Below are 21,886 nucleotides of genomic sequence, written 5' to 3' on the forward strand. Positions count from 1 at the left end.
AGGTGATGACATGACAAAAGCAGCAGAAGTAAACGAAATGAAAGTGATCGTCTTTCAATTGATGAATAAGGAATATGCGATTGGACTTGACGTTGTAGAATCCATCGAGAAATCGCTATCGATTACACGAGTTCCCCGTATGCCTTCTTATGTAAAGGGGGTATTAAATTTACGTGGTGTAGTGACACCGGTAGTGGACTTACGTGAACGTTTTGATATGGAGTATAAAGAATTTGATGAAACAAGTTGCATTATTATTGTTTCGCATGCGGGTTCAGAGGTCGGTTTAATTGTAGATGATGCCAATGATGTGATGGATGTTCCAACGAGCGCAATAGGCCCTCAACCGGAAGTGGTGGGTTCTGTAGAATCAGAATTCATTTCTGGAGTGGCGAAAGTTGGTAAGCGATTGTTAGTCATGTTGAATTTGGAAAAAGTACTGCAACCAATAAAGAAGGGGAATACGGATGGATTCTAAAAATGACATCACCGAAATGCATCTGGATGTCTTAAAGGAAATCGGGAATATTGGCGCAGCGCATGCTGCAACTTCTTTATCTCAGTTGCTAGGTCAGAAAATTGACATGCGTGTACCTAAAGTCGAACTCGTTACATTTGATGAAATGTTTGATTTAGCAGGCGGCACTGAAAAAGTGGTAGCGGGTATCTTTTTGCGTATAGAAGGTGAAGTGACCGGCACCATGTTCTTCGTACTGACTATTGAATCTGCAACACAATTTATTCGTAAACTGACGGGTGATGTAGCATTTAGTATTAACGATGTAGGGGATTTGGGAATGGGTGCTTCTGCGCTACAGGAGTTGGGAAATATATTGTCAGGTTCTTATTTATCTGCACTTTCTGATTTCACTTCCTTAAATATCTACCCAACTGTACCTTCATTAAGTATTGATATGGTGGGTGCCATTGTTAGCTTCGGCCTGATCGAAGTTTCTCAGTACAGTGATGAAGTAATCGTCATTGAAACGGAAATATTACAAGAGGGCGAACAGGGAATGTCGAGTTTAGCGGGGCATTTCTTCTTGTTACCCGACCCGCAATCTTACCGCACAATATTCAGTTCGTTGGGTGTCTTATAGATGGCAAGCGTTCAAACGGTAGTGCGCGTAGGGATAGCGGATATGAATATTGCTAAATCCCCTCATACGATACGCACATCAGGACTGGGTTCGTGTGTTGGTGTAGTACTATATGATTCTTCGAAAAAAATCGCGGGCATGGTGCATGTTATGTTACCTGACAGTGAGTTGGGTAAATCGACAAAACTGAATGTGGCAAAATTCGCAGATACAGGCATTCACGCTATGTTGGAACTTTTGAAATCACAAGGAGTTAGACCTTTCAGCATTAAAGCAAAAATTGCTGGCGGAGCGCAAATGTTTCAGTTCGGTTCAAATGATACGATTCGTATCGGTCCACGCAATGTAGAAGCGGTAAAAAAAGAATTGAAAAGATATTCGATTCCGATTGTTGCAGAAGATACAGGCGGATCAAGCGGACGTACAATTGAATTTGATCCTGATACGAGTATCCTATCTGTTCGTACCGTCAATGCTGGAACACAGGAAATTTAACAGTGCAAACGAAGGCGGCTAATGCATTAGTCGCCTTTATCTATTGCGATTTGCTATACTTATACATAAGAGATGATATCGGTACAAGGAACCTGACAGGAAAGGCGTGAATTCGATGACAAATCAAGATGTAACTGAACGGTATCAGTGGAAGTTATGGATTGAAAATCGTGACCCTGATGCAGGTGATACGCTAGTTCGAATGTATACACCTCTTGTGAATTATCACGTTCAACGAATCAGTGCTGGACTGCCGAAAAACGTATCCCGTGATGAAATCAAATCTCTCGGCTATCAAGGACTTTTCGACGCGTTAACAAAATTTGATCCATCACGTGATTTGAAATTTGACACGTATGCCTCATTCCGAATTCGGGGTACGATTATAGACGGTTTACGAAAAGAAGATTGGTTATCACGCTCTTCGAGAGAAAAAACCAAGAAAATGGACGAGGAAATTAGTAAACTTGAACAGTCATACTTGAGAACAGTTACACCTGAGGAAGTAGCTGATCATTTAGGCATTACAACGGATCAAGTTTATCAAACCGTGCATGAACAGTATTTTGCTAATGTATTGTCCATCGATGAAAAAATGAATGATGAAGATGATCACGATCAAACATTCGTGTTACAGGATGAACAAACGAAAACACCTGAACAACAAGCGGTCAAAGGCGAATTAATTGAAGACTTGATAACAAAAATTAAAGAACTAAATGAAAATGAACAATTGGTACTCAGTTTATTTTATCAAGAAGATATGACGCTAACAGAAATCGGAGAAATTTTAAGCTTATCTACATCAAGGATCTCACAAATACATTCAAAAGCATTATTTAAGTTACGGTCGCTGCTGGCGGCTGAAATTACAGATGGAGGGATTTTATGAGTTTGAAAGCGATTGAACTTCAAATTGCAATCCCGAAAACATTTGAGGCAGGTAAAATAGCAGAGCAAAAGCAGCAACAGTCTCAACATGCTCAGGACAGTGCCAATATGCAAACAGAAAAGCAAGCGTTAAAAAGTAAGGAAACCGTTTTGGAATCATCACCATACGCAAAATTGGATGGAGATGATCAGCAACCAAGCGATGAGTCCCAACAAAAACAAGAGAAAGAACGACAGCAAGCCAAGCACCCATTTAAAGGTTCGTATGTTGATTATAGCGGATAATATCATGGGAATATTACTAGCTCTTTTGTTCATCTTACAAATCATTGGATTTATGCTACTAACATTGCTGTACTTGAAAATATCGAAATTCAATAATCTGGAGACAAAGCAACAACGACTGATGAAAGAAATGGATCAATCCGTATTAGCTTATCTAGAAGAAATTAGAGAGGAAAACGACCGTTTAATTCATCAACTGAATCAACGATCGAATGCTCAAGTGAAAGAAACTACTGACTCTGCGCCGCAAGAGCAATCAATACCAGAAGCTTCTGAAATGCCTGATCCGAGACCGAGGTTGCATCCGGTTCCTGTTCATTTTGCTTTGCGTTCCTACCAGAAAACGGTGGCGATCGAAAAGAATGAAAAAGAAAAGAACGCAGAATTACCCCCTAAATCACTTGACGACAAAGAAAAAGCAAAACAGCTCTATGCAGAAGGTAAATCAATAGAAGAAATTGCAAGAGAGTTGAATAAAGGTAAGACAGAAATTGAATTGATAATAAAATTCGACTAAAATTATACACAGTAGTTGCAAACAACGTAGAATTGTGTTAATTTAATAGATGGTATTACTACACACGCGTGCGGATGAATGAGTGGGTGCCATTATGGTCACTTATTCGCTGGAAGTACGCGGAGGATAAAAAACCAATAGGAGGAATTAAACATGTCAGTAATCTCAATGAAACAATTGCTAGAAGCTGGTGTACATTTCGGACACCAAACACGTCGTTGGAACCCAAAAATGAAGAAATATATCTTCGTGGAGCGTAACGGCATCTACATCATTGACCTTCAAAAAACGGTCAAAAAATTAGAGGAAGCTTACAACTTCATGCGCCAAGTCGGTGCTGATGGTGGTAAAGTTCTTTTCGTAGGTACGAAGAAACAAGCACAAGAAGCAATCAAAGAAGAAGCAGAACGTGCTGGAATGTACTATATCAACCAACGTTGGTTGGGTGGAACATTGACTAACTTCGGTACTATTCAAAAGCGTGTAGCGCGTATGAAAGCTATTGAGAAAATGGAAGAGGATGGCACGTTTGACGTACTTCCTAAAAAAGAAGTTTCTCAATTAAATAAAGAACACGAACGTCTTGTGAAATTCCTAGGCGGTATCCGTGACATGAAAGGCTTGCCAGATGTAATCTTTATCGTGGATCCACGTAAAGAGCGTATCGCGGTAGCTGAAGCAATCAAATTGAATATTCCACTCGTTGGAATCGTTGATACTAACTGTGATCCGGACGAAATCGACTATGTCATTCCTGCGAACGACGATGCAATCCGCGCAGTACGTTTACTAACAAGCAAAATGGCAGATGCTTTGATTGAATCCCGTCAAGGTGAAGACGACGAAGTAGCTGAAACAGTAAACGAAACAGCAACTGTTACTGCAGACTGAAATGAGTAAATGATGAGACGATAAGTGGCGTACCCCTTATCGTCTCTTTTTAAAGTAATAAGCAACTTCAAATGATATCTAATAGGAGGAATTTTCAAATGGCAACAATTACAGCCCAAATGGTTAAAGAACTTCGTGAAAAAACAGGCGCAGGTATGATGGACTGCAAAAAAGCATTAACTAAAGTAGACGGAGATATGGCCGCTGCAATGGAATATATGCGTGAAAAAGGCCTTTCAAGTGCAGCGAAGAAAGCAGATCGTATTGCAGCTGAAGGTGTCGCAAACATTTTAGTTCAAGGTAACGAAGCAGTTATTCTTGAAGTAAATGCTGAGACAGACTTTGTAGCGAAAAACGAAGGCTTCCAAACACTTGTTAAGGAAATCTCTGAGTTTTTACTTGCTACGAAACCTGCTTCAGTAGAAGAAGCCAACGCAGCGAAATTAGACAACGGTTTAACTGTGTCTGAGCATATTTCAAACGCGGTAGCTAAAATTGGAGAGAAAATTACTCTTCGCCGTTTTGAAATCCGTGAGAAAACAGATCAAGACGCTTTCGGACCATACCTACATATGGGCGGACGTATTGCTGTGTTGACTGTTCTTGAAGGTTCAACTGATTCTGATGCAGCGAAAGATGTAGCAATGCATATCGCAGCAATGAACCCTAAATACATTTCACGCGACCAAGTATCTGCTGAAGAAGTAGAAAAAGAGCGTAACGTATTGACTGAGCAAGCTTTGAACGAAGGTAAGCCAGAAAACATCGTAGCGAAAATGGTAGAAGGACGCCTTGGAAAGTATTTCGAGGAAATCTGTGTCTTGGATCAAGCATTCGTTAAGAATTCTGATCAAAAAGTTGGCGATTTCGTGAAATCAACTGGCGGAACATTAGTAGAGTTCATTCGTTATGAAGTGGGCGAAGGTATTGAAAAGCGTGAAGATAACTTTGCTGACGAAGTAATGAGCCAAGTTAAAGGTAACTAAGTATAATCCAATCGTACAGAGGGGCACATCCATCATGTGTTCCTCTTTTTTGAGAATAGGAAATTGCAGGAGGGCCAACATGAGTATTCCAAAATATAAGCGCATCGTGTTAAAATTAAGTGGGGAAGCATTAGCTGGTGATCAAGGCTACGGATTATCTCCGGAAGTTGTTAAATCAGTTGCGAACCAAGTGAAAGAAGTAGTAGAGCTTGGTGTAGAAGTAGCTGTAGTAGTTGGTGGCGGAAACATTTGGCGTGGGAAAGTCGGAAGTGAAATGGGAATGGACCGGACAACAGCTGACTACATGGGAATGCTTGCAACGGTTATGAACTCTCTTGCTCTTCAGGACGCTCTTGAAAAGCTAGGACCAGAAACTCGAGTCATGTCTTCCATTGATATGAGACAAGTAGCTGAACCTTACATACGCCGGAAAGCAATCCGTCATTTAGAAAAAAAGCGTGTGGTAATATTTGCGGCAGGAACTGGAAACCCTTATTTCTCCACAGATACTACCGCTGCTCTACGTGCTGCTGAAATCGAAGCAGATGTCATTTTAATGGCGAAGAACAACGTAGACGGTGTTTATTCTGCTGATCCGATGAAAGATTCAACAGCTACCAAATACTTAGAACTGTCCTATCTTGAAGTGATCAGTCAAGGGCTTGAAGTTATGGATTCTACTGCTTCAACTCTATGTATGGACAATGATATCCCGCTCGTAGTATTCTCAATTATGGAAAATGGTAATATCAAAAAAGCCGTACTTGGTGAAAAAATCGGGACGGTCGTCAGGAGGAATAAAAAATGACAAAAGAAGTAATGGATCAGACGAAAGAACGTATGGATAAAGCACATAGCGCCTATTCACGACAATTGGCATCTATCCGTGCTGGAAGAGCTAATGCGAGCCTGTTAGACAGAATTTCTGTTATTTATTATGGAGCGCCTACACCATTAAATCAAATGGCTGGAATTTCCGTGCCAGAACCACGTTTATTAGTAGTTCAACCTTATGACAAGACTACAATCAGCGAAATCGAAAAAGCTATCATGAAATCAGACATCGGTATTACACCGTCTAACGACGGGTCAGTTATTCGTCTTGCTGTACCTGCACTTACAGAAGAACGTCGTAAAGATTTGGTGAAAGATGTAAAGCGTGAAGCTGAAGATGCGAAAGTAGCGATTCGTAATGTTCGTCGCGATAGCAACGAAGATTTGAAGAAGCTTGAAAAAGATGCAGAAATTACTGAAGATGAATTACGCCGTTACAATGAACAAGTACAAAAGATGACAGATGAATTTATCGAAAAGATTGACCAAACTGCAAAAGATAAAGAAAATGAAATCTTGGAAATCTGAGTACAGAACTTTCTATAAGGAGGAGCGTCCTACTTTTAGGACGCTCTTTTCTTTCTTTTGCATGCTATTTACCATGCAATTTGGTAGGATAGTCAGTAGGAGTATCCGAATTGAGCCAAGTGGGGGAACGCTATGCTTAGAAAACTAATGCGAAAAAAGACGGTAGACATTCAATTCCTGGACGAACGGATTGAAGCCGTTAAAAATAGACAAATTCCTAACCATGTGGCAATTATCATGGATGGAAATGGAAGATGGGCGAAGCAACGTAAAATGCCACGTATTGCTGGCCACCATGAGGGAATGAAAACTGTTCGCCAAATTACTAATTTCGCGAACGCTTTGGGTGTGAAGGCACTCACTCTCTATGCATTTTCCACTGAAAATTGGAAGAGACCGAGGATGGAAATTGACTTTTTGATGAATCTTCCAGGCGAGTTCCTCAATACGTATTTACCTGAGTTGATGGAAAAAGGTATTAAAGTGGAAATGATCGGAGATATGGATGCGCTTCCGAGCCATACAGAGAAAGCAATTAGGAAAGCAATGGAACAAACTAAAGATAACCAAGGTTTGGTTTTGAATTTTGCGATGAATTATGGGAGTAGAGTGGAACTAGTTCATGCGATGAAAGAATTGGCGGAAGAAGTGGCTGCCGGAAATTTAAAAGTAGATCAAATTGATGAAAGTTTAATCGGATCCAAATTAATGACCGCGCACTTGCCGGAGCCTGACCTACTGATTCGCACAAGCGGTGAAGTACGTTTATCTAATTTTATGTTATGGCAACTTGCCTATGCAGAATTCATTTTTACCGAAGTATTATGGCCGGATTATGATGAAGACTGCTTTTTACAAGCAATAGAAGATTTCCAAAAGAGGGATCGGCGCTTTGGAAGCTTGGAAGGAGATCAGAAAAGATGAAGCAAAGAATCATCACGGCTATTGTAGCTCTCGCATTTTTTGTGCCATTGATTATTGTCGGTGGATTACCGTTTATTTTGATGATTTTTGCGATATCTACGATTGGCCTATACGAACTATTACGCATGCGTAATATGTCCCTTTTTTCTATCGGCGGATTTATCTCTTGGTTACTTCTACTCGTCATTTTACTTCCATCTAGGTGGACAGAACAAGTAGAAAGTTTCCTGAAATTAGAGAAACTTGAAATGATCTATGTATTGATATTATTGTTATTGGTTTATACTGTAGTAATGAAAAATAAATGGACATTCGAAGATATTGCATTCAGTGCAATTAGTGCGCTGTATGTCGGTATCGGATTCTATTATTTAATTGAAACTCGTTTATTTGGTTTAGAGTACATAGGCTATGCGTTACTTATTATTTGGTCTACAGATTCCGGTGCGTATTTTGTTGGACGTAAAATTGGTAAACGAAAACTCTGGCCGGATATTTCACCTAATAAAACGATTGAAGGTTTTGTTGGGGGCATAATTTCTGCGATCGTGATTACGTTGATTTATAATATGTTTTACCCTATCGCCACGTCATTCGTATCGTTTATTATCATTACAATAGTGGCATCAATTGTAGGTCAAATGGGGGACTTAGTTGAGTCTGCACTAAAACGTTTCTATAACGTAAAAGACTCCGGGAAGCTGTTGCCTGGACATGGTGGTATTATGGACCGATTTGACAGCTTGCTATTTGTACTCCCATTGCTTCATTTTGTTCAATTTATAGGATAATGGAAAGGAAGTTCATAATATGAAGAAAATCAATTTGCTTGGTGCTACGGGTTCTATCGGTACTCAAACATTAAGCATTATTGCAGCTCATCCTGACCGCTTTGAATTAACTGCAATGTCGGCAGGAAGAAATATTCAGAAAGTAAGTGAAATTATTGCAAAGTTTCATCCTAAATTAGTTTCTGTTTTGGAAGAATCAGACGCAATGCGCTTACAAAATGAGTTTCCTGAAGTTCAATTCGTTCATGGTGATGAAGGACTTATTGAAGCGGCGGTAGGACTGGAAGCGGATGTCTTGTTGAACTCAGTAATCGGTAGTGTAGGACTGAGACCGACACTCGCAGCGATTAAAGCGGGCATGACGATAGCTATTGCGAATAAAGAAACACTGGTAGCAGCAGGTAATCTTGTCGTAGAAGCAGCAAAACGACATAACGTCCCACTTGTTCCAGTAGACAGTGAACACTCTGCATTATTTCAGTCATTAAATGGTGAAAATCCGAAACGCATCACAAACTTAATATTAACAGCATCTGGTGGGAGTTTTAGGGACTATACGCGGGATCAACTTCAGAACGTTACAGTGGAACAAGCACTCGCGCATCCAAACTGGTCGATGGGCAATAAATTAACTATTGATTCAGCAACAATGATGAACAAAGGATTAGAAGTCATAGAAGCACATCATTTATTTGCGATGCCATATGATAAAATAGAATGTCTACTACATAAAGAAAGTATAATTCACTCAATGGTGGAGTTTGAAGATACAAGTGTCATGGCGCAACTAGGTTCACCTGACATGCGTGTTCCTATTCAATACGCACTGACCTACCCGGATCGTATTCCGATGGCCAACGCTAAGCGTCTTCGTCTCGATGAAATTGGTAAATTGCATTTTGAAAAAATGGATTATAAACGATTTAAAGCCTTGTCACTTGCATATGATGCAGGTAGGGAAGGGGGCACTATGCCTACAGCGATGAATGCGGCCAATGAAGTGGCGGTTCAACTGTTCATGGAAGGTCATATTTCTTTCATGCAAATTGAAGAAATAATTGAAGAAATGATGCAGCAACATCAAACTATTCGAAATCCTGATTTGGAAGAAATTTTGGAGACAGATCGCGATACGCGAAAAAGAGTCTATGGTATAGTTAAGTATCAAGATTAATTTCAGGCTGTCACAGCCGGTGAAGGTGGTTACTGAATGGAAACGGTTATTGCGTTTATAGTAATATTCGGGACACTTGTAGCATTTCATGAGTTTGGTCATTTCTTATTTGCTAAGAGGGCTGGCATCATGGTTCGAGAGTTCGCTATCGGAATGGGACCTAAAATTTTAGCGATCCGCAAAGGTGAAACGCAATACACAATTCGCTTGTTACCTTTAGGGGGATATGTGCGGATGGCTGGTGAAGATTTCGATACTGTCGAATTACAGCCGGGTTACCGCGTTGGTTTATTATTGAATGCACAAGACGAAATAGAAAAAATTTACTTAAATCGAAATGTTTCCAATCCGAATATTTTAAACGTGGAAGTTGAAAAGTCGGATCTGGATAAAGAATTATATATTGAAGGATATGACGAAGATGGACAATTCGTTCATCTGAAAATTTCCAGAACGGCTATGATTATCGAAAAAGGGCAAGAAACATTAATTGCTCCATATGATCGTCAGTTTGAATCTAAATCTTTGGGTAGCAGGGCATTGGCAATATTTGCAGGGCCGCTTTTCAATTTCATCTTAGCGTTTTTCATATTCTTGGCTTTAGGTTTAATGAATGGTGTACCAACCAATGAACCGATTATTTCGGAAGTGAAGCCGGATACTCCGGCAGAGATAGCTGGAATGAAAAAAGATGACTTAATCACAGGAGTAGACGGTAAGTCGATTGATTCCTGGCCGAAGTTTTCTGAAGCGATCCAAAAAAGTGCTGGAGTCCCGATGTCTATAGAAGTCGATCGAGCGGGCAAACAAGTTGTTTTAGACGTAGTACCTGATACAGTGGAAGATGCTGGACAGGAATTCGGTCAAATTGGTGTTATGTATTCAAGCCCACTGGAAAAAGGGTTTATCAAATCCATTGTTTTCGGTGCTGAACAGACATACACGTGGACTGTGAAGATCTTTGAATTATTAGGTATGCTAGTTACAGGTCAGTTTACAATAGACGCATTGTCCGGTCCTGTAGGCATCTATAAAGCGACTGAAGAAGTTGCTCAACACGGTATTTTCAATTTAATGAATTGGGGCGCTGTGCTAAGTATTAATCTAGGAATCATGAACTTACTGCCATTACCTGCGTTAGATGGTGGGAGACTATTGTTCTTCCTATTTGAAGGCTTAAGGGGCAAACCGATTGATAAACAAAAAGAAGGTATGGTGCATTTTGTAGGTATCATGTTATTAATGGTTTTGATGCTTGTTGTGACATGGAATGACATCCAACGATTTTTCTTCTAAAAAGGTGGAAGTATATGATGAAACAATCGAAAACGTTTATACCCACAATGCGTGAAAATCCATCTGAAACAGAGATGCGTTCGCATCAGTTATTGCTGCGTGCAGGCTATATCCGACAGAATGCCAATGGTGTTTACACATATTTAACTCTTGCACAAAAAGTCTTTAGAAAAATCGCGACGATTATTCGTCAAGAAATGGAAGCCATTGAAGGTATTGAAATTTCTTTGCCGGCGTTGCAAAGTTCGAGTATTCTAAAAGAAACTGAACGGTGGGATTCATACGGTAAGGAAATGTTCCACGTCGCTGACAGACAAACCAATCAATTGGCATTAAGCTCAAGTGATGAGGAAGCAATCATCGACTTACTACGTGATGAAGTTCGATCGTATAAAAAGTTACCATTAACGATTTTTCAAATTAAAACAAAGTTCCGTGACGAAATAAAGCCGCGTGCGGGTCTACTTCATAGCAGAGAATTTATTAGAAAAGACGCCTATTCATTCCATTCAACGCAAGAGAGCTTGGATGAAAAGTACTTGGAAGTTATGCAAGCATACACTAATATGCTAACTCGACTAGGCATGCATTTCCGCATGGTTATATCAGATGGTGGAACAGGTTCCCATGAGTTCATCGCGTTAACCGAAAACGGAGAGGATCGTATTGCTTATAGCGATAGTTCTACCTACGCCGCGAATATGGAGTTTGCTGAAGTTCATGTAGATTACGAAATGCCGGATGAAAAACAGTTGGAGATGATAAAAGTCTCCACTCCGAACCAACGAACCATTGAAGATCTCGCTACATTTTTATCAGTTAGTCCTGAGCGTGTAATCAAATCATTGGTGTATAAAGTGGATAATGATTTTGTCATGGTGGTTTGTCGAGGCGATCATACTGTCAATGAATATAAATTGAAACGGTTTTTACATGTAAAGCATATGGAATTGGCAACAGAACAACAGATAGAAGAATTACTAGGCTGTCATATCGGTTCGATTGGACCTGTGAAACTACCGATTGGTGTAAGGGTATATGCAGATCATGCAGTTAAAGCAATGGTGAATGTAGTAGCGGGAGCAAATATTGACGACTATCACTTATTGAACGTCAACCCGGAGCGCGATTTTGCTATTGATGATTATGTGGATATCCGTTTCGTTCAAGAAGGGGATGCTTCTCCTGATGGAATGGGTACGATTAAATTCACTGAAGGAATAGGTGTAGGACATCTCCGTAAACTAGGCACTGTCTTTAGTGAGCAGATGAAAGGAACATTCCTTAATGAACATGGCAGAACAAAGCCTTTCATTATGGGAAGTTATAGTCTCGGAATTTCTCGTTTACTAGCTACAATTGCCGAGCAGTTCAATGACGAAAAAGGCTTGAAGTGGCCGAAGCATTTAGCACCATTTGACATTCATTTAATTACAATGAATGTTAAAGATGAAATTCAAACGCAGCTGGCGGATGAGTTATATGCAGTTCTAGAGTCTTATCGATACGATGTATTGTATGACGATCGTGCAGAACGAGCAGGTGTGAAGTTTGCTGATGCAGACTTGATTGGTTTGCCAGTCCGCATTATAATTGGTAAGAGAGCAGACGAAGGTATTGTGGAAGTCATGTACCGCCACAGTGGAGAATCAATAGATTGGCAAAAAGAAGAAGTGTTGGAAAAACTACAATCCTTCTTTAGTGCAGATTAATCCAAGAAGGGGAGTCCGTTAACGGAACTTCCCTTCTTTTCGCGATAGAACGGAGGAATATATAATGGATGCCGCTCAAAAGTTTTTAACTTTGCTGCAACAGACGGGACTGACAGATGATCAGTTTATGACCTATTTTCAAAACGGTGAATTAAATCGTGTAACTGTACAGAAAAAAACAAGAGTGTGGAAATTCAATATAACACTGGATGAAGTGTTACCTATAGAGGTATTTCAGATTATGCAACAACGTGTTCATGAATCGTTTGCTGCTATAGCGAATGTACATCTTGAAATGGAAGCAAGAAAAAATGAAGTGAATGAACAATTAATTATAGATTATTGGCCGCTTATTATAGATGAGTTAGCGGATATTTCTCCTCCTATACGCCAATGTTTAGTGGAACAAAAGCCCACGATACACGGCGAGAAATTAATGCTTAATTGCTCGAGTGATTTGGAGTGTCAGACATTAAAGAATAAATATGTGGAACTATTATCGACGCTTTATCAACAATTCGGTTTTCCAAAGTATATGTTCGATGTTTCGATTGTTGAAAATCATAATGCTGAAGAAGAGCGTCAGCAATTCCTCACGCAAAAGCAGCAGGAAGAAGATGTGTTGTCCAAGCAAGCCTATCATCAGTTACAACAACGTGAATCGATGAAAAGTGAACAAGGAGATTCTGATAAAGTACTTGCTCTTGGTACACCGATCAAAGCTAACGAGCCAATCATTCCAATCCATGAAATACAGGATGAAGAAAGACGTTTGATTATAGAAGGTTTTGTATTTGATGCAGAAGTACGTGAATTAAGAAGTGGTCGTTCTTTATTGACATTAAAAGTAACGGATTATACCGATTCTATCTTAGTCAAAATGTTTTCGCGTGATAACGAAGACGCAGAAATTATGAAATCTTTCAAAAAGGGTATGTGGGTACGAGCTCGTGGCGGTATCCAGAACGATACATTCGTCAGGGACTTAATCATGATGGCACAAGATATTGCTGTTATTCCGACTATTGAACGGAAAGACAAAGCGCCTGATGGACAGAAACGTGTGGAGCTACATGCGCATACATCCATGAGTCAAATGGATGCAGTCGTTTCCGCTTCAGCATTAGTAGCGCAAGCAGCTAAGTGGGGACACCCAGCGATTGCGATCACAGATCATGCGAACGTTCAGTCTTTCCCTGATGCTTATAATGCCGGTAAAAAACATGGTATTAAAGTGTTATTTGGTTTAGAAATCAATCTGGTGGATGATGGTGTTCCAATTGTCTATGAAGAGCAACACCGCTTACTTGAAACAGATACGTATGTTGTATTCGACGTGGAGACGACAGGATTGTCAGCTGTATACGATACGATTATCGAGCTTGCAGCTGTGCGAGTGAAAGATGGAGAAATCATTGATCGATTTGAACGCTTTGCCAACCCGCATCATCCGTTGTCATCCGTTACGACAAATTTGACAGGTATTACAGATGACATGGTAGAAAATGCACCAGAAGTGGAAGACGTCATGGCGGAGTTTATAGAGTTTATCGGGGATGCAGTATTGATTGCACATAATGCTTCGTTTGATATGGGCTTCTTCTATGCATCATGTAAGCGTGCAAAAATAGAAACGGTCGCTTATCCAGTCATCGATACATTGGAGCTTTCTCGTTTCCTTTATCCAGAACTGCGAAATCACCGATTAAATACATTGGCTAAAAAATTCGATATCGAATTAACTCAGCACCACCGTGCCATTTATGATACAGAAGCTACAGCGTATCTATTTTTACGCCTGCTGTCAGAGGCGTTAGAAAAAGGTATCGAGTGGCTTGATGATCTCAATAAGAATATTGGAGAAGGAGATGCTTATAAGCGTTCACGACCTTCACATTGTACTTTGCTGGCAACAGATAATGAAGGGTTGAAAAATCTGTTTAAACTCGTATCAATTTCACATATGGACTTTTTCTATCGCGTGCCCCGTATACCTCGATCGTTACTTGTGAAGTATCGAAAGGGAATAATTGTCGGTTCGGGCTGTGATAAAGGGGAAGTATTTGAAGGGTTAATGCAAAAGCCGATGGAAGAAGTAGAGGAAATCGCAAGTTTTTATGATTACCTTGAACTTCACCCTAAGCCAGTCTACTCACATTTACTAGAACTTGATTTAATTCGAGATGAGTGGAACCTTGAAGACATTATGCGCAAAATGATCAAACTTGGTAAAAAAACAGGCTTACCGGTTTGTGCAACGGGGAATGTGCATTATCTAAATGAAACGGACGCCACTTATCGAAAAGTTCTTGTGCGTTCTCAAGGTGGAGCAAACCCGTTAAATCGGCACACGTTACCTGAAGTTCATTTCCGGACAACAGATGAAATGTTGAAAGAATTTGATTTTTTAGGCGAAGACGTAGCGAAAGAAATCGTAATTGACAATCCATTGAAAATTGTAGAGCGTGTAGGTGATGTGAAACCTATCAAAGATGATCTATACACACCGACAATTGAAGGTGCTGAAGACGAAGTACGCGATTTAACTTATTCTATGGCGCATCAAATATATGGTGAAACATTGCCGGAGATTGTTGAAGCACGAATCATAAAAGAATTAACATCTATAATTGATAATGGTTTCTCTGTTATTTATCTGATTTCGCATAAACTAGTTAAAAAATCTTTAGATGACGGCTACTTGGTCGGTTCGCGTGGGTCTGTTGGTTCGTCATTTGTTGCAACCATGATGGAGATAACAGAAGTAAATCCACTAGCGCCACATTACGTTTGTCCATCATGTAAAACATATGAGTTTTTTGATGATGGTTCAGTTGGTTCTGGATATGATTTGCCGGATAAAGAATGCCCGAATTGCCAGACGATGTTTAAAAAAGATGGTCAGGATATCCCGTTTGAAACCTTCTTAGGGTTTGCCGGCGATAAAGTTCCGGATATCGACTTAAACTTCAGTGGTGAGTATCAGGCGCATGCGCATAACTATACGAAAGAGCTGTTCGGAGAAGATTATGTGTTTCGGGCAGGAACGATAGGGACAGTCGCTGAAAAAACTGCATATGGATATGTTCGAGGATATATGAATGACAATGATATTCAAATGCGTGGTGCAGAAATTGATCGGCTAGTACAAGGCTGTTCAGGCGTTAAACGAAATACGGGGCAACACCCCGGAGGTATCATTGTTGTGCCGGACACAATGGACATCTTTGATTTTACACCCATTCAATTCCCAGCGAATGATCTTGAATCTAGTTGGAAAACAACACACTTTGATTTCCACTCCATCGATAATAATTTATTGAAACTAGATATTCTAGGTCATGATGATCCGACGATGATCAAAATGTTGGAGGATTTATCAGGTATCGACGCGATGACCATTCCGCCTGACGATAAAGGCGTTATGGAATTGTTTAGTGGAACGTCTTCCCTTGGCGTTACGGAAGAACAAATTGACTGTAAAACAGGGACTCTCGGTGTACCTGAATTCGGAACACGATTTGTTAGGCAGATGTTGGAAGAAACGAAACCGTCTACGTTCTCTGAATTGATTCAGATATCGGGACTGTCCCACGGTACTGACGTTTGGCTAGGCAATGCACAGGAGTTAATCCAAAATAAAACATGTCAACTGTCAGAAGTAATTGGCTGTCGTGATGATATTATGGTTTATTTGATCTATCAGGGGCTAGAGCCTTCACTTGCATTTAAGATTATGGAATCTGTACGAAAAGGGAAAGGACTAACTCCTGAGTTTGAAGAAGCGATGAAAGAGAATAAAGTGCCAGGCTGGTACATTGGATCATGTAAGAAGATCAAGTACATGTTCCCGAAAGCTCACGCCGCGGCATACGTATTAATGGCTCTTCGAATTGCATACTTCAAAGTTCATCACCCAATCATGTACTATGCGACATACTTCACCGTTCGAGCGACTGATTTCGATTTGGTGACAATGTGTAAAGGTTCAGCAAGTATTCGAGCGAAAGTTAAAGAAATCAATGCCAAAGGATTGGACGCTCTTCCAAAAGAAAAGAACTTAGTAGTTGTTTTGGAGATTGCGCTTGAAATGGTTGAGAGAGGATTTACATTTGCGAAACCTGATCTCTATAAATCGGATGCGACACAGTTTCTCATCGAAGACAATAAACTAATTCCACCATTTAACTCGATCCCTTCACTAGGAACTAACGTTGCGAAGACGATTGTAGAGGCGAGAAAAGACGGTGAGTTTTTATCAAAAGAAGACTTCCAGAAAAGAGGCCGGGTTTCTAAAACTGTAGTTGAGTATCTGGATAACCTCGGTTGCATGGAAGGAATGCCAGAAGCGAACCAACTATCCCTATTCTAATGGGCTTGTGGCGGTTGCTTCAGTTGCATTGTAAATGCCCTTGTGATACGATTAAAACAACTTTTGCTATACGTCTTGCGGAAAAGAGTGGGGCTTCCCGCTCTTTTCTGTTGTTATTTTGAATTTCGGGAGGGATACCATTTGAGTAAAATTATAGAGGAAGTCGAACAGTTAGCAAGACCAATCGTAGAAGAATTGGGTCTTGAACTGGTTGATGTTGAGTTCTTGAAAGAAGGTCGCGATTGGTTTTTACGCGTCTACATCGATACGCCTGAAGGCAACATTGACATAGATCAATGTGCGGCTGTTAGTAATAAATTAAGCGAGGAACTAGACCTTGTGGACCCGATTCCGCAAAATTACTTCCTTGAAGTGTCTTCTCCCGGGGCGGAAAGACCTTTGAAAAAAGATGAAGATTTTGAAAAAGCCGTGGGCCAATATGTGTTCATCAAAACGTATGAGCCGATTGATGGAATGAAAGAATTCGAGGGATATTTACTCGGGTACGGACCGGACCATGCAAAAGTGGAAATACGGATCAAGACGAGAAAAGTACTAGTAGAAATTGACAAAACAAAAATTGCACTTGCACGACTAGCAATTGATTTTTAAAGTGTAAATGAAACTCTGTCTAGCCTTGCGCTAGCGACAGATGAACCAAGAGCAACAACAATTGGAATGTAGGAGTGATGAACATGAGTAGTGAGCTACTCGACGCACTGACAGCTCTTGAGCAGCAAAAAGGTATTTCAAGAGACGTAATAGTCGATGCAATTGAAGCAGCGCTTGTAACAGCGTACAAACGAAATTTTAACCAAGCACAAAACGTGCGTGTGGACTTGAACTTAAACAAAGGCACAATGGCTGTCTATTCACGTAAAGACGTAGTTGAGGAAGTAGAAGATGAGCGTTTGCAAATTTCATTGGAAGATGCACAACTCATCAATCCAGTATATGAACTGACCGATATCGTTGAAGAAGAAGTCACACCGCGTGATTTTGGACGAATCGCAGCCCAAACCGCCAAGCAAGTAGTAACACAACGTGTACGTGAAGCTGAACGTGGTTTGATCTATGAAGAGTATATTGATCGTGAAGAGGACATTGTAAATGGAATCGTAGAGCGTATGGATCCGAAGAACTTATTCGTTGGTTTAGGAAAAGTGGAAGCGGTATTACCGTCAAGCGAACAAATTCAAACAGAAACATATGCGCCACACGATCGCATTAAAGTATACATTACAAAAGTTGAAAGAACAGCGCGTGGACCGCAAGTGTTTGTTTCGAGAACACATCCAGGCCTATTACGACGTTTATTTGAACTTGAAGTGCCTGAAATATATGATGGTACAGTAGAAATCAAATCGATTGCACGTGAAGCGGGAGACCGTTCAAAAATCTCTGTTTACACAACAAACGAAGAAGTAGATCCAGTAGGTTCTTGTGTAGGTTCAAGAGGGGCACGAGTACAAACCATTTCGAATGAATTGAATGGCGAAAAAGTCGATATCGTAGAGTGGTCTGAAGACCCGGTTATCTTCGTGGCAAATGCTTTGAGTCCTTCAAAAGTAATTGATGTACAAGTAAATGAAGAAGAGCGTTCCACTACGGTTGTTGTTCCAGATTATCAACTTTCATTAGCTATCGGAAAAAGAGGTCAGAATGCACGATTGGCTGCTAAATTAACGGGCTGGAAAATTGATATTAAAAGTGAAACAGATGCAAGGGAATTAGGGATCTATCCTCGTGAAGAATCTCTTGCAGTTCCGTTAGAAGAGTTAGAGGCTAATACAGATGAGTTCTTGGAAGCTTATGAGTATGAAGAAGAAACACCAGCTGAATCAGTTGAAGATTTTGATTTATACGCAGATGAAGAAAAAGAAGATTGATTTGGAAAGGATTGCATGCTGATGTCGAACAATCGGAAAATCCCTTTGCGTAAATGTGCAGCGACTGGTGACATGTTACCCAAAAAAGAAATGATTCGAATTGTCCGTACGAAAGAAGGCGAAGTATTCGTAGATTTGACAGGAAAGAAGTCAGGCCGCGGTACATATGTTTCCAAAACGGAGGATGCCGTAGAAAAAGCACGTAAGCAACACTCGATTGAACATCAATTGGGTGTCAAAGTACCGGAGCAAATCTATGAAGACCTTTTGCATGCAATTCGTCGAGAGGCAATTAAATGACAAAAGATCCGACAAAGATTTATCAACTACTTGGTATGGCAGCCCGCGCACGTAAAATTGCAACGGGTGAAGATTTAGTCGTACAGGCGGTTCGTTCAGGCGAAGCGCATCTGGTCATCCTATCAGGTGATGCATCTAAGAACACAATGAAAAAATTAACGAATAAATGTAATACGTATAACGTTGAGAAGTATGTATTTGGAGGCCGTGAAGAACTAGGGCATGCAATTGGAAAAGAAGCTCGAGTCGTCTTGGCACTTACAGATAAAGGATTCGCTAAAAAGTTATCCGAGCTTCTCAATGAATTTAATCGGGGGTGGGCTAATGACGAAAATGAAAGTACATGAATATGCCAGATCAATAGGAAAAACAAGTAGAGATCTTGCTGCAGAATTACTGAAGAGTGATATTGTGATTAAAAGCCATATGGAAGAACTGGATCCAGTTTCAATTGCAAAATTAGATGAAAAGTTCGGAGACTTGAAAAAGCCTGAGGTGAAAACTACTACAGTTAAGCCAGCGAGCAAACCAGCAAACCAAAGAACGGATCGTCCAAGCAATACAAATAAACCAGCCGCAGCACAAGGTACTAACCGTCCTGCTAGTAGCCAAGGCGGATCGAATCGCCCAGCTTCAACACGTCCTCAAGGACCATCTACATCAGCTCCAAAAGCGGGTAGCACTCAGCCACCACGTCAAGGGCAAGGTGCGGGTTCATCTCGTCCAGCTGGCGGAGGCGGACGTCCAGGCGGCGGTCGCGGTGGAAGACCACCAGCGCGCGGTATTAACCAAGGACGCCGTAGATACCGTCCGGCAGTACCAGCACAAAAGGTTGAAGTACCACTACCGGATAAAATTACTTTTTATGAGTCATTATCAGTAGGTGAGCTAGCTAAGAAATTAGGTAAAGAACCTTCTGAGATTATCAAAAAGTTGTTCATGCTAGGTGTAATGGCGACGATTAACCAAGAATTAGATAAAGATGCAATTGAGTTAATTTGTGCCGAATACGAGGTTGAAGTTGAAGAAGAGATCCGTATTGACGTAACTGACTTGGAAATTTATTTCGAAGATCCTGAAGAGGAAGAAGAAGTACCAGGTGAACTAACAGAAAGACCACCAGTTGTCACAATTATGGGTCACGTTGACCATGGTAAAACGACGTTGCTTGACTCAATTCGTAACACTAAAGTAACACAAGGTGAAGCGGGTGGAATTACGCAGCATATTGGTGCGTATCAAATTACAGCGAGCGGCAAGAAAATCACATTCCTAGATACACCAGGTCACGAAGCTTTCACAACGATGAGAGCACGTGGTGCGAAAATTACAGACTTAACCATTCTAGTTGTAGCAGCGGATGATGGTGTTATGCCACAAACAATTGAAGCGATTAACCATGCGAAAGCAGCAGAAGTTCCAATTATTGTAGCAGTTAATAAAATGGATAAGCCTTCTGCCAATCCTGATCGCGTTATGCAAGAATTAACTGAACACGGTTTAGTTGCAGAAGACTGGGGTGGCGATACAATTTTCGTGCCGATTTCCGCACTAAAAGGTGAAGGTATTGACCAGTTACTTGAAATGATTCTATTAGTTGCAGAAGTAGGAGAATTTACTGCTGATACTTCTATTAGAGCTAGAGGTACTGTAATTGAAGCGCAGCTAGACAAAGGAAAAGGTTCTGTTGCTACATTGCTTGTACAAAATGGTACATTACATGTAGGAGATCCAATCGTTGTCGGAAATACGTACGGTCGTGTTCGGGCAATGGTCAGTGACCTTGGTCGTCGCGTAAAAGAAGCAGGACCTTCAACTCCAGTAGAAATTACAGGGTTGAGCGATGTTCCGTTTGCAGGGGATCGCTTCGTCGTATTTAAAGATGAAAAAACTGCCCGCCAAATTGGTGAAACACGTGCTGGAGAAGCACTTCAAGAACAGCGTGTGGAGAAAACACGTGTAACACTTGATAACTTGTTTGATCAAATGAAACAAGGTGAAATGAAAGAATTGAACTTAATTGTTAAAGCAGACGTACAGGGTGCGGTCGAGGCAATGGCTTCTTCTCTTATGAAGATTGAAGTAGAAGGCGTTAACGTCAAAATTATCCACACAGGTGCAGGGGCGATCAATGAGTCCGATATTTCTTTGGCAGCTGCATCTAACGCAATCGTTATTGGATTTAACGTACGTCCAGATACGAATGCAAAACGTGCTGCAGAAGCAGAAGGCGTAGACATTCGTCTGCACCGCGTCATTTATAAAGTGATTGAAGAAATCGAATCAGCTATGACTGGCTTACTTGACCCTGAGTATGAGGAGAAGGTAATAGGTCAAGCGGAAGTTCGTGAAACGTTTAAAGTATCGAAGATTGGAACGATTGCAGGAAGCTATGTAATCGATGGTAAAATCACAAGAGACGCTGGCGTTCGCGTTTTGCGCGATAATATTGTAGTCTTTGAAGGCGAACTGGATACATTAAAGCGTTTCAAAGATGATGCAAAAGAAGTTGCAAAAGGTTATGAATGTGGTATCACAATTAAAAAATTCAATGATGTCAAAGAAGGAGATATCATCGAAGCGTACGTAATGGAAGAAATTAAAAGAGTATGATTGTTTACGCGGAATGTTCTTTCCACATCCCATCAGCGGCCTCATTAAAAGACAAACGAGCCGTCTTGAACCGGATGAAGGATCGGGTGAAAAACTCCTATAATGTATCGGTTGCTGAAATTGATCATCAGGACTTATGGCAACGTACCACATTTGCTTTAGTTTCTGTGGCATCTTCCAAAGATGCCGCAGAACGAGAAGTGAGACGTGCAATTCGTCTGTTTGAATCCAATCCCGATTGGGAAATGACTACGTGTACAGTAGACTACTTATGAGCAAAGAACGAGG

Annotated in this window: 22 protein-coding genes; all 22 read left to right on the top strand. The window is 40.7% G+C overall.

Going from position 1 to position 21,886, the window contains the following annotated elements:
• The first annotated feature begins 10 nt into the window (after positions 1–10).
• The 22 genes from CSV64_RS00975 to CSV64_RS01080 all read left to right on the top strand — a co-directional run bounded on the left by CSV64_RS00975 (position 11) and on the right by CSV64_RS01080 (position 21,873).
• Positions 11–478, top strand: coding sequence for a chemotaxis protein CheW (locus CSV64_RS00975; protein WP_099633186.1), 468 nt, complete (start codon positions 11–13; stop codon positions 476–478).
• Positions 468–1,100, top strand: coding sequence for a chemotaxis protein CheC (locus CSV64_RS00980; protein WP_099633187.1), 633 nt, complete (start codon positions 468–470; stop codon positions 1,098–1,100). The genes CSV64_RS00975 and CSV64_RS00980 overlap by 11 nt, the downstream gene beginning before the upstream one ends.
• Positions 1,101–1,595 (top strand): chemotaxis protein CheD, encoded by a 495-nt coding sequence (locus tag CSV64_RS00985; RefSeq protein WP_099633188.1) that lies wholly within the window; start codon positions 1,101–1,103, stop codon positions 1,593–1,595.
• A gap of 115 nt (positions 1,596–1,710) precedes the next feature.
• Positions 1,711–2,487, top strand: coding sequence for a FliA/WhiG family RNA polymerase sigma factor (locus CSV64_RS00990; RefSeq protein ID WP_099633189.1), 777 nt, complete (start codon positions 1,711–1,713; stop codon positions 2,485–2,487).
• Positions 2,484–2,771 (top strand): RNA polymerase subunit sigma, encoded by a 288-nt coding sequence (locus CSV64_RS16795; RefSeq protein ID WP_233190379.1) that lies wholly within the window; start codon positions 2,484–2,486, stop codon positions 2,769–2,771. Before CSV64_RS00990 ends, CSV64_RS16795 begins: the two co-directional genes overlap by 4 nt.
• A gap of 4 nt (positions 2,772–2,775) precedes the next feature.
• Entirely contained in the window at positions 2,776–3,288 is a 513-nt protein-coding gene (locus CSV64_RS01000) for a helix-turn-helix domain-containing protein (protein WP_143565189.1), read from the top strand.
• 153 nt (positions 3,289–3,441) lie between these two features.
• Positions 3,442–4,179 carry a 30S ribosomal protein S2 gene (gene rpsB, locus CSV64_RS01005; RefSeq protein WP_029053181.1) on the top strand — a complete coding sequence of 246 codons (738 nt, stop codon included), beginning with the start codon at positions 3,442–3,444 and terminating at the stop codon, positions 4,177–4,179.
• 98 nt (positions 4,180–4,277) lie between these two features.
• Positions 4,278–5,165: a translation elongation factor Ts gene (tsf, locus tag CSV64_RS01010; protein ID WP_099633191.1), complete on the top strand. Its 888-nt coding sequence runs from the start codon at positions 4,278–4,280 to the stop codon at positions 5,163–5,165.
• Positions 5,166–5,244: 79 nt separating this feature from the next.
• Complete coding sequence (pyrH, locus tag CSV64_RS01015) at positions 5,245–5,973, top strand: UMP kinase (protein ID WP_099633192.1); 729 nt, start codon at positions 5,245–5,247, stop codon at positions 5,971–5,973.
• Positions 5,970–6,527 carry a ribosome recycling factor gene (gene frr, locus CSV64_RS01020; RefSeq protein ID WP_099633193.1) on the top strand — a complete coding sequence of 186 codons (558 nt, stop codon included), beginning with the start codon at positions 5,970–5,972 and terminating at the stop codon, positions 6,525–6,527. Before pyrH ends, frr begins: the two co-directional genes overlap by 4 nt.
• Positions 6,528–6,659: 132 nt before the next feature.
• A complete protein-coding gene (locus tag CSV64_RS01025; protein WP_099633194.1) occupies positions 6,660–7,451 on the top strand; it encodes an undecaprenyl pyrophosphate synthase in 792 nt (263 codons plus the stop codon).
• Positions 7,448–8,242 (top strand): phosphatidate cytidylyltransferase, encoded by a 795-nt coding sequence (locus tag CSV64_RS01030; RefSeq protein WP_099633195.1) that lies wholly within the window; start codon positions 7,448–7,450, stop codon positions 8,240–8,242. The genes CSV64_RS01025 and CSV64_RS01030 overlap by 4 nt, the downstream gene beginning before the upstream one ends.
• Positions 8,243–8,261: 19 nt before the next feature.
• Complete coding sequence (locus CSV64_RS01035) at positions 8,262–9,416, top strand: 1-deoxy-D-xylulose-5-phosphate reductoisomerase (protein ID WP_099633196.1); 1,155 nt, start codon at positions 8,262–8,264, stop codon at positions 9,414–9,416.
• Between the two features lie 36 nt (positions 9,417–9,452).
• Complete coding sequence (gene rseP, locus CSV64_RS01040) at positions 9,453–10,712, top strand: RIP metalloprotease RseP (RefSeq protein WP_099633197.1); 1,260 nt, start codon at positions 9,453–9,455, stop codon at positions 10,710–10,712.
• Positions 10,713–10,729: 17 nt separating this feature from the next.
• Positions 10,730–12,424, top strand: a complete 1,695-nt coding sequence (locus CSV64_RS01045; protein ID WP_099633319.1) for a proline--tRNA ligase — start codon at positions 10,730–10,732, stop codon at positions 12,422–12,424.
• Between the two features lie 64 nt (positions 12,425–12,488).
• The gene (locus tag CSV64_RS01050; RefSeq protein ID WP_099633198.1) at positions 12,489–16,796 is read left to right on the top strand and encodes a PolC-type DNA polymerase III; all 4,308 of its coding nucleotides are present in this window, start codon (positions 12,489–12,491) and stop codon (positions 16,794–16,796) included.
• A 141-nt stretch (positions 16,797–16,937) separates the two neighbouring features.
• On the top strand, positions 16,938–17,408 hold the full coding sequence (gene rimP / locus CSV64_RS01055; RefSeq protein WP_085133267.1) for a ribosome maturation factor RimP: 471 nt from the start codon (positions 16,938–16,940) through the stop codon (positions 17,406–17,408).
• Positions 17,409–17,491: 83 nt separating this feature from the next.
• Entirely contained in the window at positions 17,492–18,685 is a 1,194-nt protein-coding gene (gene nusA / locus CSV64_RS01060; RefSeq protein WP_099633199.1) for a transcription termination factor NusA, read from the top strand.
• Positions 18,686–18,706: 21 nt separating this feature from the next.
• Positions 18,707–18,985 carry an RNase P modulator RnpM gene (rnpM, locus tag CSV64_RS01065; protein WP_083036161.1) on the top strand — a complete coding sequence of 93 codons (279 nt, stop codon included), beginning with the start codon at positions 18,707–18,709 and terminating at the stop codon, positions 18,983–18,985.
• Positions 18,982–19,332 carry a YlxQ family RNA-binding protein gene (locus CSV64_RS01070; RefSeq protein ID WP_099633200.1) on the top strand — a complete coding sequence of 117 codons (351 nt, stop codon included), beginning with the start codon at positions 18,982–18,984 and terminating at the stop codon, positions 19,330–19,332. Before rnpM ends, CSV64_RS01070 begins: the two co-directional genes overlap by 4 nt.
• Positions 19,310–21,598, top strand: a complete 2,289-nt coding sequence (gene infB / locus CSV64_RS01075; protein ID WP_099633201.1) for a translation initiation factor IF-2 — start codon at positions 19,310–19,312, stop codon at positions 21,596–21,598. Before CSV64_RS01070 ends, infB begins: the two co-directional genes overlap by 23 nt.
• Positions 21,595–21,873, top strand: coding sequence for a DUF503 domain-containing protein (locus tag CSV64_RS01080; RefSeq protein ID WP_099633202.1), 279 nt, complete (start codon positions 21,595–21,597; stop codon positions 21,871–21,873). The genes infB and CSV64_RS01080 overlap by 4 nt, the downstream gene beginning before the upstream one ends.
• Positions 21,874–21,886: the final 13 nt, after the last annotated feature.

This window comes from Sporosarcina sp. P32b, assembly GCF_002743335.1.
Taxonomy (GTDB): Bacteria; Bacillota; Bacilli; order Bacillales_A; family Planococcaceae; genus Sporosarcina.